Below are 18,125 nucleotides of genomic sequence, written 5' to 3' on the forward strand. Positions count from 1 at the left end.
CTTTTTTACTCCATAAAAAAGGTTTTGCGGAAAGCCTCTTCTTCGAAATGAAAATGCAATGCGGGTCTGCCGTGTCGCATTTTCTTTTTTTCTTTCAAGGATTCGCCTTCCTCCAGCTGTCCCTGACGAATTAACTTTAGCTGCAGAAGCTTTGCCAGAATTCTGCTGGCGGAGCGGGGGGTGATGGCCAGAAGCTCTGCGATATATTGGGCACTAAGTGCCTGCAGAGGATCGTTTTCAAAAAGGCTGATAAGCTTCAGGATATTACTTTCGTGAATACCCTGTTCTTTTGCAAATTGTATTGCCTTCGGGTTACTGTAATCAGCCAGCAATTTTAATTTCTGGGAAAGAGGGCCAAGCAGCTTTCCTTCCTCTTCCATAAAAAAGGCGTCATTTCTTCCGTAACGATTACTTTCCAAAAGGGCATGCTCCGCATAATAGCGACTTCGTTCCTTAGAATGGCTTAAGCCTATACCCATACGGAAAGGAAAGTTCAGATTTTTCCTGCAGGCGGAAAGAAATTCCTGTAGCATAGGCATCAGATCTTTTTCCATGGAAATGCTCAAAAGGATAGAAAATTGATTAAAGCCTTTTTCGATATCAAAATGTAAATGACTTTCTTTTCGATATTCCGTTAAAAACTTATAAACAGTGGCTTCCCGATATTCCTGTTCTTCCTTTTCCACCTCCTCCGTAAAGGGAAGGCGGAGAAAAATACTGAGGAGGTTTTGCTCTGCGATACTGCCTAAACGAAGCTCGTCCAAGGCGTGTTGAATAGAGCTTCGAATCATTTCTTCATTAGGGAAGACGGCGATATAAGGAATCTGCAATTGATCCAGCTGCCCCAGATTATTGATGCTTCGAGAAAGAATCAAGTCAATTTTTCCTTTGCTCCATAGGTTTTTGGCATATTCGGTAATATGCTTGTAATCATAATGATGATCCTTGTAAAAGATAGGGCAGAATTTTTCCGGTAAATATTTGGGGATGTCCATAAAATGGTTGGTTTCAGTTAAGAAGTCACAGAATACCCGGTTTAATGGCTGATCCCGATGTTCGATTTGAAATTGCAGCAGAATGGAAAGAACATCAATGGTTTCGTAGGCGGTAAAAGCACAAGGAATACGATTATCCGGAAAACGCTGGTGAATATAGTGGTAACCCAGTTCGCCGGAAAAGAAAATCACATCACATTTCTTTTTACAGTCTTCATAGATGCTGTCAATATCCTTTAAGTCCTTATAGATATAGGGGAAAAATTGACAATCAAAGGAGGGGTCTTGCAGGACCTTTTCTATAGGCTCCAAAGATTTTTCCGGACTGACAATCGCTACATGAATCATGCTGTTCTCCCTTCCACAGTAATGTTAAGATTTTATCTTGCATTTAAGACAAAGTCAATTATGTCTTTAATTAGTGACCCATTCCTTGATAGCTGACTCCTTAGATTTTTTTTGGATTAGCTATCTTTATTACAGGGGCTATTTCAGATGGGACTACAGGGGCTATATCGCAAGGGGCGCCTTGGCTTTTTTTTGTCTTGAAAATGTTATATAATGCACTGGAAAGAAATAGGAGTTGTGAGGATTTATGGCGAGAAAAAGGACGAATAAAAACAAAACAGGTAAAGGTACAAGCAGAAAAAAAGCTATACAAGGGAATGTAGAACAAAATGCATACGCAGGACTCAAAGAAGAAGCCATTTTGATTTTATCCTTCCTTGTTTCTTTACTTTTGCTACTTAGCAATTTAGGATTTTGCGGAATTGTGGGAGAGGGACTTTCACAGGGGCTTGTATTTTTATTCGGGTCCTTCAGTGTTCTTTTTCCCTTTGTATTATTTTTTCTTGTTGCCTTTACCATGGCAAATCGAAACAATCCGATGATTATGAGGAAGATTCCTTTTATTTGCTTCTTGTATATTTTTCTGGGTGCTTTTCTTCCTGTACTTATTTTAGGAAAGACTATTCCTGAAGATTTAACGGATTTATTGACCGAAGGGGGAGTATTACCCGGGATCTTTCTTTTATTTTTAAAGCAATTTTTAGGTAGTCTTGGAGCTATGATTGTGCTGTTTTTCGCTATATTACTATGTTTGGTGATGATTACCGAAAAGCCCCTGATGAGTCTCTTTGCTTTATTTTCCGTGCAGACTGCGGAAAAGGCGGGAAGAAGGGCAAAAAGCGATTTACAGAGAATTTCTCAAACTGCGAGAGAAGCTTTGGAGGAAAGAAGATCGAGACGGGAAGAGAGAGAGGCGGATTTTCAAACCACCGACTTTCATTTGGAAGATTTTAAGGAAGAGAGGGAAGTTTCTCTTTTAGAGGCGGAAGAAAAAAAGGAGAAGGAAGCGCTCCGTTCCGACTTACTAAGTGTTAAGGAAGAACTGGATTTAATAAACAGTAAGAAGGAAGACTGGAAAGAGGATTCCTTCACGGTGGAAGGCTTATCAGATTCTTCGGAAGTGGAAGAGCTTTTCCCGGAGGACTTTTCTGAGATAGACGCAGTTCCAAAGTCACAGTCTTTGAAAAAACAGTCTATGAAAGAACAGTCTATGAAAGAACAGTCTATGAAAGAAGAGCCCTTGGACGAAGAGGAACTGAAGAAGCGTCTTTTACAGGGAGACCCTTCCTCCAGAGTTGTCTACACCGCCGATGGCCGAAGAATTGCTTCCGATAATGAAAACTTACAAAAGCGTATTCAGGAGAAGAAAGAGGAAGAGTTAACAGTGGATTCCGTTCCGGAAAAGGCTGCAAAACCCTATGTGTTCCCCCTGCTCTCCCTCTTGAAGCGTTCCCATAGTCAGGAAGAGGAAAAGCGAAGTGAAATCGAGAAAAATGCCCAGACCTTGAAGGAAACCTTAAAGAGCTTCGGCATTACCGTAAGCATCAGTAATGTTTCTGTAGGACCATCCGTTACCCGCTACGAGTTGCAACCGGAGCAGGGGGTAAAATTAGCCAAGATTGTATCTTTAAGCAATGATATTAAGATGCGACTGGCGGCGGCGGATATCCGTATTGAAGCGCCTATTCCGGGAAAGTCTGCGGTGGGAATTGAAGTTCCCAATAAAAACAGCCAGGTTGTGTATTTGGGAGATATTCTGTCTTCTCCCGCCTTTCAGGAGAACCGGATGAAACTGGCTTTTGGTGTGGGAAAAGACATTGGAGGCAAGGTGGTGGTAACGGATATTGCCAAGATGCCCCACCTGCTGGTGGCAGGAGCTACAGGAGCGGGAAAATCCGTTTCCATCAACACTCTTATTATGTCCATACTCTATCGCTATAGTCCGGAAGAGGTCAGGATGATCATGGTGGATCCTAAGGTGGTGGAGCTTCAGGTATATAACGGCATTCCTCATTTGCTTATTCCGGTGGTTACGGATCCGAAAAAGGCGGCTGCGGCATTGAACTGGGCTGTGGCAGAGATGACAAGTCGCTATAAGAAATTTGCCGCTTACGGTGTAAGAGACTTATCCGGCTACAACGAAAAAATACGTGGCCTTACCGAGGAAGAAAGAGAGAAGGAGGGACTTTCCGTTCTTCCCCAGATTTTAATCATCATTGATGAGCTTGCAGATTTGATGATGGTATCGGCGTCGGAAGTGGAGGATGCTATTGTCCGATTGACTCAGCTGGCAAGAGCCTGCGGAATGCATTTGATTATTGCTACCCAAAGACCTTCCGTCAATGTCATAACGGGACTGATTAAGGCAAATGTTCCTTCCCGCATTGCCTTTTCCGTAAGTAGCGGAGTGGATTCCCGTACCATTATCGACATGAATGGAGCGGAAAAGCTTCTGGGAAAGGGAGATATGCTTTTCTTCCCTCAGAATTTACCCAAGCCTATCCGAGTACAGGGAGCCTTTGTATCGGATGAAGAGGTGGCTAAGGTCACGGAATTTTTAAAGTCTCAAGGAGAAGCGGAGTATAACCATTCCATCTCTAAGAGCCTGGAAAAGGAAGCCACGGAAGAGACGGGAGGAAGTCAAAGCGATAGAGACGAGCTTTTTGCGGAGGCCGGATCACTGGTGATTGAAACGGACAAGGCAAGTATCGGCTTTTTACAAAGAAAATTCCGCATCGGTTTTAATCGGGCGGCAAGGATAATGGATCAGTTGGCTGCGGAACATGTCGTTGGAGAGGAGGAAGGCACCAAGGCCAGAAAGGTTTTAATGAACATGGAAGAATTTGAGGAGTTACTGTCTACAGAAAGGATGGAGTAAATGAAATCAGATTTAGAAATTGCTCACGAGGTAACACTGAAACCAATTGCTTTAGTGGCTAGAAATTATGGGATTTCCGAAGAGGATTTAGAGCTCTATGGAAAATATAAGGCAAAATTATCCCAAAATTTTTGTGCTGCCCATGAAGGAAAGCAGAAGGGAAAATTGATTCTGGTTACCGCCACCAATCCCACGCCCTTAGGAGAGGGAAAGACCACAGTATCTATCGGCTTAAATGATGCGTTGAACCGTTTAGGAAAGAAGAGCATTGTGGCATTAAGAGAGCCCAGCCTTGGACCATGCTTCGGCGTAAAGGGGGGAGCTGCAGGCGGAGGCTATTCTCAGGTTGCTCCCATGGAGGACATTAACCTTCATTTTACGGGAGACTTCCATGCCATCACTTCTGCCAATAACCTACTGGCCGCAGTTTTGGATAATCATATTCATCAGGGCAATGCTTTAGAAATCAACCCCAAAAAGATTCTTTGGAAGCGTTGTTTGGATATGAATGACAGAGTTTTGAGAAATGTTATCGTTGGATTGGGAAATCAGGCGGACGGTGCTATGAGAGAGGATCATTTCCAGATTACGGTAGCTTCCGAAATCATGGCGATTCTTTGTCTGGCCAAGGATATGAAGGATTTACAGGAGCGTTTAGACAAAATCGTAGTAGCCTATAACAAGAAGGGTGAGAGAGTCTATGCAAAGGATTTGGAATGTACCGGAGCTATGGCGGTTCTTTTAAAGGATGCTATGCAACCTAATCTTGTGCAAAGTCTGGAAGGAAACCTTGCCATTATCCATGGTGGACCCTTTGCCAACATTGCTCATGGCTGTAACTCCATAAGGGCCACCAAGATGGGCTTGGCTTTAGCAGATTTTCTGGTTACCGAAGCAGGCTTCGGTGCCGACCTGGGAGCGGAGAAGTTCTTTGATATTAAGTGTGCGGCAGCCGGATTAACGCCTTCCTGTGCCGTAATCGTAACTACCCTTCGTACCTTAAAATACTACGGCGGACTTCCGAAGGAAGAGATTTCCAAGGAGAATCGTGAAGCATTGGAAAAAGGCTTAGAGAACCTGGAAAAGCATATCGAAAATGTAAAGAAATTCGGTGTTCCTGCAGTTGTGGCAGTAAATCGTTTTGCTACAGATACCGAGGGAGAGCTTTCGTTCTTAAAGGATTTCTGTGCACAGAGAGGCGTTCGCTGCGCCATCATGGAAGCTTACGGAAAGGGAAGTGAAGGAGGAGAAGAGCTTGCCAAGGCAGTGCTGGAAACTGTGGAAGCCGGGGAAGTGAATTTCCATACTTTGCAAACTCCGGAGCAGAAGATTTCTCAGAAGATTGAACTTTTGGCGAAGGAAATTTATGGTGCCGACGGGGTAGAGTATTCGAATAAGGCTAGAGAGGAATTAAAGAAGCTGGAAGAATCCTGCTATTCCAATCTTCCGATTTGTATGGCAAAGACGCCGTACAGTTTGTCCGATAAACCCAATCTATTGGGAAGACCCAAGAATTTCCGGATTGAAATTCGTGAACTTTCCCTCTCCGCAGGAGCAGGATTTGTGGTATGCTTAGCAGGCGATGTTATGACGATGCCGGGTCTGCCAAAGGAGCCGGCAGCAAAAAAGATTGGCTTTGAAAATGAAAAGATTGTAGGAATTTTCTAAGGAGGCATAGATGAAGGGCTGGTTGTCTTGTTTAAGCGAAGCGAAGGTCCTTCGGGGAGATGGAGAGAGGGAGGAATTTTCCTCCCTCTCCTATGATTCTCGAAGAGCTAAGGCAGGGGATTTATTTCTTTGCATGAAGGGAAGTACCATGGATTCCCATGACAAAATTCCGGAGCTTTTGGAAAAGGGTGTTCGAGTATTTGTGGTGGAGAAAAATCTTCCTGATTTACCGAAGGAAATGCAGGATAGGGAAGACCTTTGCATTGTACAGGTGGAAAATGGCAGAAAGGCTTTAGCGGAGCTGTCAGCCTTTTATTTTTCCTACCCCTCCAAGGAGATGCTGATGATTGGTATCACCGGCACCAAGGGAAAAACCACAACAGCCAGTATGGTGCGGGCAATTCTTACGGAAGCGGGCTACAATTGCGGTCTCATCGGAACCACTGGAATCGATTACGCCGGTATCCACGAAGAAAGCAGAAATACCACCCCGGAATCCTATACTTTGCAGGAAACATTCCGAAAAATGAAGGAAAAGGGCTGTAATGCCCTGGTTATGGAGGCTTCCTCCCAGGGCTTTAAGATGCATAGAACCGACGGTATTCTTTTTGATTATGGTATTTTTACCAATATTGAAGAGGATCATATCGGAGAAAATGAGCATAAAGACTTTGCGGAGTACAAGTATTACAAGTCCAGAATTTTTACCCAGTCTAAGACGGGACTGGTGAATCTTGATGCGGATTTTTCCGAAGAATTTATAGAAAATGCAGAGTGCCCCTGTTTTAGCTTTGCCTTGAAAAAACAGGCTGATTTTATGGCTACGGAGATTGAAGACTTACATCGGCATGATTTTCTGGGCTGTAGATTCCATTTTCGACATGGAGAAGAGGATTGGGAGATTTGGAACCATCTGCCGGGAAGATACAATGTTTACAATGCCTTAGCGGCAATTTCTCTGGCTTCCCTTCTGGGAATCAAAAAAGAAGTGGTGCAATCCGCCTTACGAAAGATTCAGGTAAACGGCAGGATGGAGGTTGTGCTGCAAAGAGGGGGCTACACTGTTTTGGTGGACTATGCCCACAATGCCATGGGGATGAAGAACCTTTTGGAAACCCTGAAGGCCTACAAGCCGAAACGCCTGATTGTAGTCTTTGGCTGTGGCGGAAACCGTGCTAAGGAAAGACGCTACGGTATGGGAGAAGTGGCAGGGGAGATGGCGGATTTTACCATTCTTACTGCAGACAATTCCCGTTATGAGAAAACTATGGATATTATTTCCGATATTGAAAGTACATTGTCCAAGAAGACAAAGAACTATGTAAAGATTGAGGACCGTAGAGAAGCCATTCGTTATGCCTTAGAACAGGCGGAAGAGGGAGACTTGATTGCGGTTATCGGAAAAGGACATGAAGAATATAATGAGGTAAATGGAACATTTACTCGTTTTGTAGATAGAGAAGTGATTTTGGAAGAGGCGGAAAGAGAGGGAAAATAAGATGCAGATTCCTTTTTCGGAGATATTTTCCTCTGTGGACAAGATTATTTTGGATTCTCGGGAGGATTGTAGTAAGGGGCTCTTTGTTCCCATCAAGGGAGAAAAGCAGGATGGACACCGCTTTATTCCCATGGCTATAGAGCATGGGGCATCCTTTATTTTTACCGAGGAGGATTGTTCGGAACTTTCCAAAAAATATCCCGAGGTACGTTTTATATCGGTGGAAAGCACTATTGACGCTTTACAGGCCTTGGGGGGCTATGCCAGAAGCCTGTATTCCGGTTTGGTCATCGGCGTAACCGGTTCCGTAGGGAAAACCACCACCAGAGCCATGATTGCCAAGGCACTTTCCATGGAGAAGTCTGTTTTTGAAACCAAGGGAAATGCCAATTCTCAGCTGGGACTTCCTATTACACTCTTCTCCATGGCTAAGGAAAATAAAGAAATCAGTGTTATCGAGTTAGGTATCTCCATCCCCGGGGAGATGCACAGGATTGCGGAGATTGCTTCCTGTGACATTGCAGTATTTACCAATATCGGTTCCGCCCATTTGGAGAATCTGAAGACCAAGGAAAATACCTGCTTTGAGAAAATGCATATTCTGGAAGGAAATCAAAAGGAAGTTTCCCTGTATTTGCCGAAAAAGGATGCTATATTGGGAACGCTTACGGAAGAGAAAATCAGAGCCATGGGATTCTTGGGAGAGAAGAAGCTAAATCTTTTCTTTTACGAAAAGAAGGAGGAGATTCCCCTTTCCGTTCCCGGAGAACACATGGAGGACAATGCTTCCGTAGCCATGGCGATAGGTCTTTCTCTGGGATTACACAAACAAAAGCTCTTACAGGGCTTGCTGGAATTTCAGGGCTTAAAGGGAAGAGGCGGCAGACTTTCTACGGAAGATGGCATTATGATTATTGATGACAGCTACAATGCTTCTCCTGATTCCATGAAGGCTTCCTTAAAGGTCTTGGCTTCAGAGAAAGGGGCGAAAAGAAAGATTGCCGTTCTTGGAGATATGAATGAGCTGGGGGATAATGAAATCGCCTATCATCGGGAAATCGGAGAACTTTTAAAGTCTCTTCCTATTGATGCATTATTTACCTTAGGAAAGAAGGGGGAAGAGATTCGAAAAGCTATGGGAGAAAAGCTACTGCCGGGAAGCGCCTGCTTTAGTTTGGAGGAGCTGTCTATAGCTTTGGAAAAGGAAATTAAGCCGGGAGACCTGCTTTTGTTTAAGGCTTCCAACTCCCTTTCTCTTTCCAGGGTGATTCAAGAAATAAGGAGTAAGCATTGTTTGCCAAAGTAATCGTAGATATTTCCCATGAATCTATCGATAAATGTTTTACCTATAGGGTCCCTACGGAAATTACCTTATCCGTCGGGGATCCTGTTTTGATACCCTTTGGAAGAGGAAAGAAAAAGGGCTATGTAATCGGTATAGAAGAGCTGGCAGACTTCCCTGAAGAGAAAATTAAAGACATTCTTTCTCCTTTGGAAAAGGAGTTCTCCGTAGAAAAACAGCTTTTGGATCTGGCCATTTGGATGGCGGAGGAATACGGAACGACCTTAAATCAATGCTTAAAAACCGTGCTTCCGGTAAAGAAGAAGACGAAGAACAGAACAAAGCCGGGAAAGATACAATATGGAAACCCCTATCCTGCTCCAAAACTCAATGCAGAGCAGGAGGAGGTTCTTTTTGCAATGCAGGAATATTTTCAGGAGGAGGAAGCGCCTTCCGCCCTGCTTTTCGGCGTTACCGGATCCGGAAAGACGGAGCTGTATTTGCGTCTAATCGAAGATTGCCTTGCCAAAGGGAAGGAAGTGATTTATCTGATTCCGGAAATTTCCCTAAGCCATCAAAGCAGAATGCGGGTGGAGGGACGTTTCCCCGGACAGGTGGCGGTATTACATTCCAAAATGAGCCAGGGAGAACGGGCGGAGAGCATGGAAAAGTGCCGGTCCGGAGAGGTGAAGCTTTTACTGGGCCCTCGTTCAGCCCTCTTTGCACCATTTTCCAATTTAGGACTTATCATTATTGATGAGGAGCAGGAACGTTCCTACAAGTCGGAAACCGCTCCCCGATACGAAAGTAGGGATGTGGCAAGAAAAAGGGGAGAGCTGGCCAAGTGTCCGGTACTTTTCGGCTCTGCAACACCTTCCGTCAATATTTTCCGAGAGGCGGAGGCAGGAAAAGTCAGACTGTTTACTTTAAAAAACAGGGCGGTGGAGGGAAGTTTTCTGCCAAAGCTGACTTTGATTGACTTACGAAAGGAATTGGAGGAGGGAAACCGTTCCATTTTTTCCAAAGCACTGGAGGAAGCGGTATTAAAGCGTTTGGAAAGGGGGGAACAAAGCATTCTCTTTATGAACAGAAGGGGGTATTCTCCCTTTGTGAGCTGCAGAAAGTGCGGAAAGAGCTTAAACTGTCCCCACTGCGACGTAAGTCTGACGCTTCACAAAAACGGTATGCTGCAATGCCATTACTGCGGCTATAGCAGAAAACTGGAAAAGAAATGTCCAAACTGTGGCAGCAGTTATATTTCCCCCTTTGGTACCGGAACGGAAAAGCTGGAAAAAATCTGCCATGCAGTCTTCCCCAAAGCAAGAATTCTTCGTATGGACGGAGATACCACAGGGAAGAAGGGGAAATACGAAGAAATTTTACAGGATTTTGCCGAGGAGAAGGCGGATATTCTTTTGGGAACCCAGATGATTGTAAAAGGACATGATTTTCCGAAGGTCACTCTGGTGGGCATTATGGCGGCGGAGCAGCTGTTCTTCCAGTCGGATTTTCAGGCAAGGGAATATGCTTTCCAGATTCTTACCCAGGCAGCAGGTAGGGCAGGACGGGGAAAGCTTCCCGGAGAAGTTTTGATTCAAAGCTATCGTCCCGAGGAGGAAGTACTGGAGCTGGCTTTGGAACAGGACTACTTTGCTTTTTATCAGTCGGAAAAGAAGTTTCGGAAAAGACTGGAATATCCTCCCTTTGCCAGAATGCTGGCTATCCAATGCAGCTATCAAGAGGAAGAGTTTTTAAGTCTGATGCTGGAGAAGACCATCAAAAGAATCCGGGGGAAATTGGAGAAGGAGCAGGCGGAGTTATTTGGTCCCTTCCCTGCCACCATTTATAAGCTAAAGGATAATTTTAGGAAAATCATCTATATTAAGCAAGAATCCCATGATATAATCATCCGATTAAGAAATCTATTTGTTGAGGAGCTTCGAAAAGAGGATAAACGCTCTTTGATTCAGCTCCAGTTTGATCTTTTATAGAGAGGGTATAGTTTATGGCAATTCGCAGCATCCGAAAAATCGGAGACTCCATTTTGGAAAAGAAGTGTAAAGAAATTAAGGAAATGACGGATAAAACCAGAGATTTGATTCAGGATATGTTTGAAACCATGTATGATGCCAATGGTGTTGGACTGGCGGCTCCTCAGGTGGGGATTTTAAAGCAGCTTTTTGTGGTGGATATCGGAGACGGTGTTCGCTATGTGTGCATTAATCCTAAAATCGAAGCTGTGGGAGAGGAAGAGCAGTGCGGAGAAGAGGGCTGTCTTTCCGTTCCGGGAAAGGAAGGAAAGGTTACCCGGCCCATGAATATCCATCTGGAGGCCTTGGATCAGAACATGGAGCCCTTTAGCTTGGATGCTTCCGGCTTTTTGGCCAGAGCCTTCTGCCATGAGTATGATCATCTCCAAGGGGTTCTCTATACAGAGAAAGTAGAGGGAGATTTGGAAGATGTTCAATATGAAGAACTGGAAGAGGAGGAAATGATTTGAGAATCGTGTTTATGGGAACCCCGGACTTTGCGGTGAAGGGGTTAGAGGCCATCCATCAGGCCGGACATGAGATTCTCTTGGTAATCAGTCAGGAGGATAAAGCAAAGGACAGAAAGGGAAATCTCCTTAAGACGCCGGTAAAACAGGCAGCAGAAAGACTGGAGCTTCCTGTTCGTTCCGTACATCGTCTGAGAAAAGACGAAGAACTCCTTGCATATTTAAAGGATTTAAAGCCGGATTGCATTGTGGTGGCTGCCTTCGGACAGATCCTTCCCAAGGAGCTTTTGGAGCTTCCCCACTATGGCTGTGTGAATATCCATGCTTCTTTACTGCCTCTTTATCGGGGAGCTTCTCCGATTCAGCAGGCTATTTTGCATAGAGACAAGGAAACCGGTATTTCCACCATGCTGATGGCGGAAGGATTGGATACCGGAGACATCCTGCTTCAAAAAAAGCTTCCATTAACGGGAGAAGAAACAGGAGAAAGTCTTTTCGAAGCCCTTTCCTTGCTTTCTCAGGATTGTATTTTGGAAACCCTTAGTCTTTTAGAGCAGGGGAATTGCCCCAGAAGGGCCCAGGATGAGGAAAAAGCCAGTCATTGCAGTATGATTGTAAAGCAGGACGGCTTTGTGAATTGGAATAAGCCCGCTGTTGAAATCGAGGCCATGGTTCGGGCCTTTAATCCCTGGCCTGCTGCAGTCAGTATTCTTCCCAACGGAAAAAGCTTTAAAATCTGGAAAGCCAGAGTTATCCGGCAAAAAGAAAAGGATTTTCAAAGCTTTTCAGAAATTAAAGAAGATTTGCTCTTTGCTCATTTACCGGAAAGCCTTTCGGAGGAAGCAAAGGAGGCCTTTCGGAAGAAAGACGGCATAGGAAAGATGTATCGCAATAAGGAGAACAATCGTCTTCTTCTTTCCACAGGGGAAGGATATTTGGAAATTTTGGAAATTCAGGTAGAAGGAAAAAAACGTTTGGATACCCCTGCTTTCTTACTAGGATTTGGAGGATAAGATGCCTTATTCATACTATTTTTTTGATCCCACAATGATTTTTGTCTATATCGGTATGGGGCTTTCTCTGCTGGCCTCTTCTTTGGTGAAGTCCACCTTTGCCAAATATGACCGGGTTCGTTCCCAAAGAGGTATCAGCGGAAGAGAGGCGGCGGAGATTATTTTACAGAAAAACGGTATCGGCTATGTGCAGGTACTTTCCGTAAGAGGTCATCTGAGCGATTTCTACAGCCCGAAGGACAAAACGGTAAATCTGTCGGAAGCCACGGAGAACTCCACCTCCATTGCGGCCATCGGTGTTGCCGCCCACGAGTGCGGACATGCTGTTCAGGATGCGGTAGGCTATATGCCCCTGGTCATCAGCCGGAATATTAATCCGGTTTGTGCTATTTGTTCACAGCTGGCCATTCCCATTATTTTTATCGGCTTTCTGATTGGCCTAAGCGGCTTTATTCAGTTGGGAATCATTGTTTTCGCAGTGGCAATTTCCTTTCAGATTATTACTCTTCCTGTGGAGTGGAATGCTTCTCAAAGAGCCATGCGGATTTTGGAAGAGGAGGGGATTTTAAGTCCCCAGGAAATTAAGGGAGTTCGGGCAGTCCTTACTGCGGCGGCTCTTACTTATGTAGCGGCAGCGGCATCCTCCGTATTGCAGCTTCTTCGTTTACTCATTCTCTATGGAGGAAGAGGCAGAAGAGATGACTAAGGCTGAAAAAATGAAAAGCAAGACCGGAGCCCATGTAGGAATATCCACCGGAGGCAAAATGGATAAGAGGAAGAAAAACTTAAAGCCAAGAGTGGAAAAGAGCGAAAGAGAGTTACTTTTGGAGCTTTTGGAAAAGGTCTTTTATGAAGGAGAGTTTATTCATCTTGCTTTAAGAAAGCTTTTTTCGGACTATCCCGGCTTGGGAAACAGAGAGAAGGCTTTTTTAACCAGAAGCAGTCACGGGATTTTGGAGCGGTATCTGCAACTGGACTATGTGATTTCCTTATACAGCAGTGTAAAACTGAAAAAACTGAAGCCCGTGGTTCTTTTAAGTCTTCGCATTGCCATTTATCAATTACTTTTTATGGATAAGATTCCGGAGCATGCCATTGTGGATGAGGCGGTAAAAAGCATCAAAAAAAGAAAGCTTCAGGGTCTGGTTCCCTTTGTCAATGCAGTTTTACGAAAGATTGTAGGAGAGAAAGAAGAGATTAAAAAGAAGCTGGCTTCTCTTCCCAAGGGTGATGCGGTTTCCCTATGTCTTCCTCCGGATATTTTGGAGGTCTTTTTAAAAGACTATGGCAGGGAAAAAACGATTGCCATGGCAGAGGCCTTCTTACAAAGTGACGGAGGCTTTTATATCCGAAATGAATCCGGAGAGGGAGAACGGGTATCCGGAAATATATTAGAGGAGGAGCGTTTCCGTTCCGGTGCCGTCACCATACAGGACTTTTCTTCTCAAGCAGTGGGAAAAAGCCTAAAGCTTAAAGAAGGAGCTTTGGTACTGGATTGCTGCAGTGCCCCGGGAGGAAAGGCCTGCCATATCGCCTCCTTACTGAAGGGGAGCGGTAAGGTTTATGCCAGAGATGCCCAGAAGGATAAGCTTCGTTATATTGTGGAAAACCAAAAACGTCTTGGTTTAGAAAATATGGAGATTGAGCATTGGGATGCCAGAGTTTTGGATGAGCGCTTTATACAGGAAGGCGAGGGGATTTTGGATGCGGTGCTTTGTGATGCACCCTGTTCCGGCCTTGGCGTTATCGGTAGAAAACCGGATATTCGTCTGCATTTTACTAAGGAAGCTTTGGAGGAATTGCAAAGCCTGCAAAGGGAGATTCTAAGTACGGTTCAAGCCTATGTGAAAAAGGGAGGACAGCTTTTATACTCTACCTGCAGTCTTTCTTTTAAGGAAAATGAAGAGAACCGGGACTATATTCTACAACATTTCCCTTTCACCCTGATAAAGGAAGAGAAGTTTATGCCCGGGAAGCCCTCGGACGGCTTTTATCTGGCTCTGTTTCAGAGAAAGACGGAAGATTGATCCCCACATTGTACCGGAAGAATTCGGAGCAGTAATTTTACGCAATTTCAGAAAAGGATGGAGGAGTAATTCTTGCAAGAGAAGGAAGGCATGAAAAATATTCGTGATTTAGAGCTTATAGAGCTGAAAAGTCTGTGTAAGGAAGAGGGATTTCCTGCTTATCGGGCGGAGCAGCTTTTTTCCTGGCTTCATGAAAAAGCTGTGGAGGAGTATACGGAAATGACGAATATTCCTAAGGCTATGCGGGAAAAGCTTGCAGAAGGCTATTCCGTGGCCTTACCTGAGGCGGATTTACACCTTTGCTCTAAAATGGATGATACGGAGAAGTTTCTTTTTCGTTTATCTGACGGGCATAAAATAGAATCTGTTTTCATGCGGTATCAGCATGGAAACTCCGCCTGCATTTCCACCCAGGTGGGCTGCAGGATGGGCTGTGCCTTCTGCGCGTCCACTTTGGATGGACTTGCCAGAAACTGTACCACAGGAGAAATGCTTGGGCAGATTTATGCTATGGAAAAGCTGACAGGACAAAGAATTTCTCATGTGGTGCTGATGGGCTCCGGAGAGCCATTGGATAACTACGAGGAGGTTACCCGTTTCTTACGAATCATCAGTGACGAGAAGGGAAAAAATCTCTCCATCAGAAACATTACCCTGTCCACCTGTGGTCTGGTACCGAGAATCTATGATTTAGCCAAGGAAAATTATGGAATTACACTGGCTCTAAGTCTGCATGCCCCCAGGGATGAACAGCGAAGAAAAATCATGCCCATTGCCAATCGCTATTCCTTATCAGAAATTATGCCGGCGGTAAAGGAATATTTTAAGAAAACCGGCAGAAGAGTTAGCTTTGAGTATGCCTTGGTGCTGGGGGTAAATGACGGAGAAGAGGACAGAAAGGCTTTAGCGGATTTATTAAAAGGGGAGAAGGGAGAATATTTTCCCTGTCATGTGAATCTCATTCCGGTGAATCCTATTAAAGAAAGGACTTTTGCACCGCCGGACCGGAAGAGGGTGTATGCTTTTCAGGAGTATTTACAGAAAAGAGGCATTACCTGTACGGTAAGAAGAGAGATGGGGGCAGATATTGCCGGAGCTTGCGGACAATTACGAAGGGATGGAACAAAAGGGGCTTAAGATGGAGTTTTTTGCAAAAACGGATCAGGGAAAAATGCGAAAAATGAATCAGGATTTTCTTTTCGCCACAGGGGATGCCCTGGGGAAATTTCCCAATCTTTTTCTTTTGGCAGACGGAATGGGAGGACACAGAGCCGGTGACTTTGCCTCCCGCTATTTGGTGGAAAGCCTAACGACGCTTTTGAAACAGACGGAAGAGCTGCCTTTGGTACGAAGCTTGGAGAAGGCAATACAGAAGATGAATCTGGAGCTGCTTCGTCTTTCCCAAAGCAATATCCATTTACAGGGGATGGGAAGTACCTTGGTTACCGCCTTTGTAGAGGGAAACAGCATTGTTTTCTCCAACGTTGGAGACAGTAGAGCCTATCTTTTTCAAAGAAATCGTCTGCGGCAGGTTACCAGAGACCACAGCTATGTGGAGGAGATGATTCAGAGAGGAAAAATGATTCGAGGCTCTGAGGAATACCAAAAGAGTAAGAACATGATTACCCGGGCGATTGGCGTGGAAAAGTATCTGGAAGTGGACTTCTTCGAGGAGGAGTGGGAGGAAGGAGATTTATTTTTCCTTTGCTCCGACGGCCTTAGCAATATGGTGGATCAGGAAAGTATGGTACAGATTTTAAAGGATGACTCCAGTTTGGAAGAAAAGGGAGAGGCTTTGATTACCTTAGCCAATATTAATGGGGGAAAAGACAATATCGCCTTGATTTTGGTGAAACCCGGAAAGGAGCAGGGATAATGAAATGGGAAAAAGGAACTCTGCTACAGGATCGATATAGTATAGAAGCCCTCATTGGAGAGGGAGGCATGAGCTATGTATACCGTGCCAGAGATCAAAAATTAGGAAGAACCGTAGCCATAAAGGTCTTAAAGCAGGATTATGCAGAGGATCAGGAATTTGTTCGAAAATTCCAGGACGAAGCCAAGGCTGCCGCAAAGCTGAATCATTTGAATATTGTCTCCGCCTATGATGTTGTGGATGAAGGGGATACGCACTTTATCGTCATGGAATTGGTGGAGGGAATCACCTTAAAGAACTATATCCATAGAAAGGGAAAATGTTCGGAGCGAGAAGCTATCGGCATTGCACTTCAGCTTGTGGAAGGTATGGATACCGCTCATAAGATGGGGATTGTACACAGAGACATTAAGCCCCAGAATATGATTGTCAGCACCGAAGGGGTGGTAAAAATTGCCGATTTCGGAATTGCCAGAGCCGCAAGCCAAGAAACAGCCAATACGGCGGTGATGGGTTCCGTACATTATATTTCACCGGAGCAGGCAAGAAGAGGGGTTTCCGACCAGCGTTCCGATATTTATTCCCTGGGTTGCACCATTTATGAAATGCTTACCGGAAAGCTTCCCTATGCCGGAGAGAATTCCATGGCGGTGGTTTTTTCCCACATGGAAGATCCTATTCCCCGGGTAAGGGATTTGGAGCCTGAGGTTTCCCCTGCCTTAGATTATGTGGTTTGGAAGGCTATGCAGAAAAAGCCCTCTGCCCGTTATCAAAGTGTGGAGGAGCTGCGGGATGACTTAAATCTTGCTTTGGAAGACCCGGAAGCCGGTTTTTTAAACGACAGACAGGATGAGGGAGACGAGTCCGTTTCCCGTCAGGCCAGACAGGAAATGGATAAAGGCATTTCCCGACTGTATAAAGCCTTGGCCATTTTGTCCGTAGTTTGTATCCTGGGCGTCTTTCTTTTCTTAGGATTTAAATTAGTGGGTATGCTTCGATCCGTAAAGGATCTTTCTCCCAAGATGGAAAGCGCAACGGAGAAGGAAACGGAGGAAAGCACCCAGGTGGCGATTACCATTTCCGCCTTAGACAGCTTACTGCCGGATATTGTGGGAAAGACCATTCCCGAGGCGGAGAAATATCTCTCCTCTTATGACATTAAGATTTATCCGGAAAAGGAGGAATTTTCCGAGAAATACGAGGAAGGACAGATTATTTCCTACCCCAGTGGAAAATATGGGGTCAGAAGCCGATTGTACGTTACGGTTTCCAAGGGAAGTAAGGTACTGGTATTTTATGATAAGGAGCATCCTGAGGACTTAACGAAGCTTCAGCAGATGGAGCTCAGCACGGTAGAGAAGGAGTTAAAGGATAGAGAGATTCCCTACAAGGTGCTTGAGCAAATGTCGGATACAGTGGAAAAGGGATATCTGATCAGTACCAACAAGGCGGATACATCAGAGCCGGGAGAGCTGGAGCTTGTAGTCAGTACCGGAATTCCGGATAACTGGGCCGTGGTTCCGGATCTTACTAATCTTTCCGAGAAAGAAGCCATTTCCGCCTTGGAAGATGCCGGTTTGGAAGCCGGAGTGATTTCCTATATTCCCAGCACAAGCGTAGCAAAGGGTGTGGTGCTGAAGCAGTCTGTAGCAAAGGACAGCTATGTGGAAAGAGGACAGGCAATTCCCTTCAGCGTAAGCTCCGGTCCGGATGGAGAAAGCAGTACAAAGCTTGCTCCCTCCGATGACAACAGCAAGGCTTGGGTGTCCAGCATAAATCAAACCGTTGTTTTGGGAAGTGGCGGTCCCGGTGTTGAAGGCACCGTCCTGGTGGTAGTTTATCTTCGACAAGACGTAAATGGAGAAAGCCGGTACACCACCCTGCAAGCTGCAAGATCCTATGTAATCGGAAGCGAAATGCAATTAAGCATTGGTCGAATCAAGGGAATTGCCGGACTTTCTAAGGGAACTGTGGAAGTAGTGGATGCGGAGAAGGATAGGGTTCTGGCCGCCTATGATCTGGATTTCGCTCCGGAGGCTTAGG

13 protein-coding genes are annotated in these 18,125 nt (G+C 45.0%); 12 read left to right on the forward strand and 1 reads right to left on the reverse strand.

Features of this window, described 5'->3' with window-relative positions:
- Window positions 1-5 precede the first annotated feature (5 nt).
- Complete coding sequence (locus HNQ46_RS01410; RefSeq protein ID WP_183681993.1) at window positions 6-1,343, reverse strand: helix-turn-helix domain-containing protein; 1,338 nt, start codon at window positions 1,341-1,343, stop codon at window positions 6-8.
- Window positions 1,344-1,590: 247 nt separating this feature from the next.
- Between HNQ46_RS01410 and HNQ46_RS01415 the strand changes: the two genes are divergently transcribed.
- The 12 genes from HNQ46_RS01415 to HNQ46_RS01470 all read left to right on the forward strand — a co-directional run bounded on the left by HNQ46_RS01415 (window position 1,591) and on the right by HNQ46_RS01470 (window position 18,124).
- On the forward strand, window positions 1,591-4,221 hold the full coding sequence (locus HNQ46_RS01415; RefSeq protein WP_183681996.1) for an FtsK/SpoIIIE family DNA translocase: 2,631 nt from the start codon (window positions 1,591-1,593) through the stop codon (window positions 4,219-4,221).
- Complete coding sequence (locus tag HNQ46_RS01420) at window positions 4,222-5,889, forward strand: formate--tetrahydrofolate ligase (RefSeq protein ID WP_183681999.1); 1,668 nt, start codon at window positions 4,222-4,224, stop codon at window positions 5,887-5,889.
- Between the two features lie 10 nt (window positions 5,890-5,899).
- Entirely contained in the window at window positions 5,900-7,387 is a 1,488-nt protein-coding gene (locus HNQ46_RS01425; RefSeq protein WP_183682003.1) for a UDP-N-acetylmuramoyl-L-alanyl-D-glutamate--2,6-diaminopimelate ligase, read from the forward strand.
- A 1-nt stretch (window position 7,388) separates the two neighbouring features.
- Window positions 7,389-8,693, forward strand: a complete 1,305-nt coding sequence (locus tag HNQ46_RS01430) for a UDP-N-acetylmuramoyl-tripeptide--D-alanyl-D-alanine ligase (RefSeq protein ID WP_183682006.1) — start codon at window positions 7,389-7,391, stop codon at window positions 8,691-8,693.
- Window positions 8,678-10,660, forward strand: coding sequence for a replication restart helicase PriA (gene priA / locus HNQ46_RS01435; protein ID WP_183682009.1), 1,983 nt, complete (start codon window positions 8,678-8,680; stop codon window positions 10,658-10,660). The genes HNQ46_RS01430 and priA overlap by 16 nt, the downstream gene beginning before the upstream one ends.
- 14 nt (window positions 10,661-10,674) lie before the next feature.
- On the forward strand, window positions 10,675-11,169 hold the full coding sequence (gene def / locus HNQ46_RS01440; RefSeq protein ID WP_007155920.1) for a peptide deformylase: 495 nt from the start codon (window positions 10,675-10,677) through the stop codon (window positions 11,167-11,169).
- A gap of 5 nt (window positions 11,170-11,174) precedes the next feature.
- Entirely contained in the window at window positions 11,175-12,179 is a 1,005-nt protein-coding gene (gene fmt, locus HNQ46_RS01445; RefSeq protein WP_330604490.1) for a methionyl-tRNA formyltransferase, read from the forward strand.
- A gap of 1 nt (window position 12,180) precedes the next feature.
- Entirely contained in the window at window positions 12,181-12,885 is a 705-nt protein-coding gene (locus HNQ46_RS01450) for a zinc metallopeptidase (RefSeq protein ID WP_243155800.1), read from the forward strand.
- Window positions 12,878-14,206: a transcription antitermination factor NusB gene (locus tag HNQ46_RS01455; RefSeq protein ID WP_243155801.1), complete on the forward strand. Its 1,329-nt coding sequence runs from the start codon at window positions 12,878-12,880 to the stop codon at window positions 14,204-14,206. Before HNQ46_RS01450 ends, HNQ46_RS01455 begins: the two co-directional genes overlap by 8 nt.
- Window positions 14,207-14,296: 90 nt before the next feature.
- Entirely contained in the window at window positions 14,297-15,343 is a 1,047-nt protein-coding gene (gene rlmN, locus HNQ46_RS01460; RefSeq protein WP_183682015.1) for a 23S rRNA (adenine(2503)-C(2))-methyltransferase RlmN, read from the forward strand.
- 1 nt (window position 15,344) lies between these two features.
- On the forward strand, window positions 15,345-16,082 hold the full coding sequence (locus tag HNQ46_RS01465; protein WP_183682018.1) for a Stp1/IreP family PP2C-type Ser/Thr phosphatase: 738 nt from the start codon (window positions 15,345-15,347) through the stop codon (window positions 16,080-16,082).
- Entirely contained in the window at window positions 16,082-18,124 is a 2,043-nt protein-coding gene (locus HNQ46_RS01470) for a protein kinase domain-containing protein (protein WP_183682021.1), read from the forward strand. The genes HNQ46_RS01465 and HNQ46_RS01470 overlap by 1 nt, the downstream gene beginning before the upstream one ends.
- Window position 18,125 lies beyond the last annotated feature (1 nt).

The organism is Oribacterium sinus (assembly GCF_014202695.1).
In the GTDB taxonomy this organism is placed as follows: Bacteria; Bacillota; Clostridia; order Lachnospirales; family Lachnospiraceae; genus Oribacterium; species Oribacterium sinus.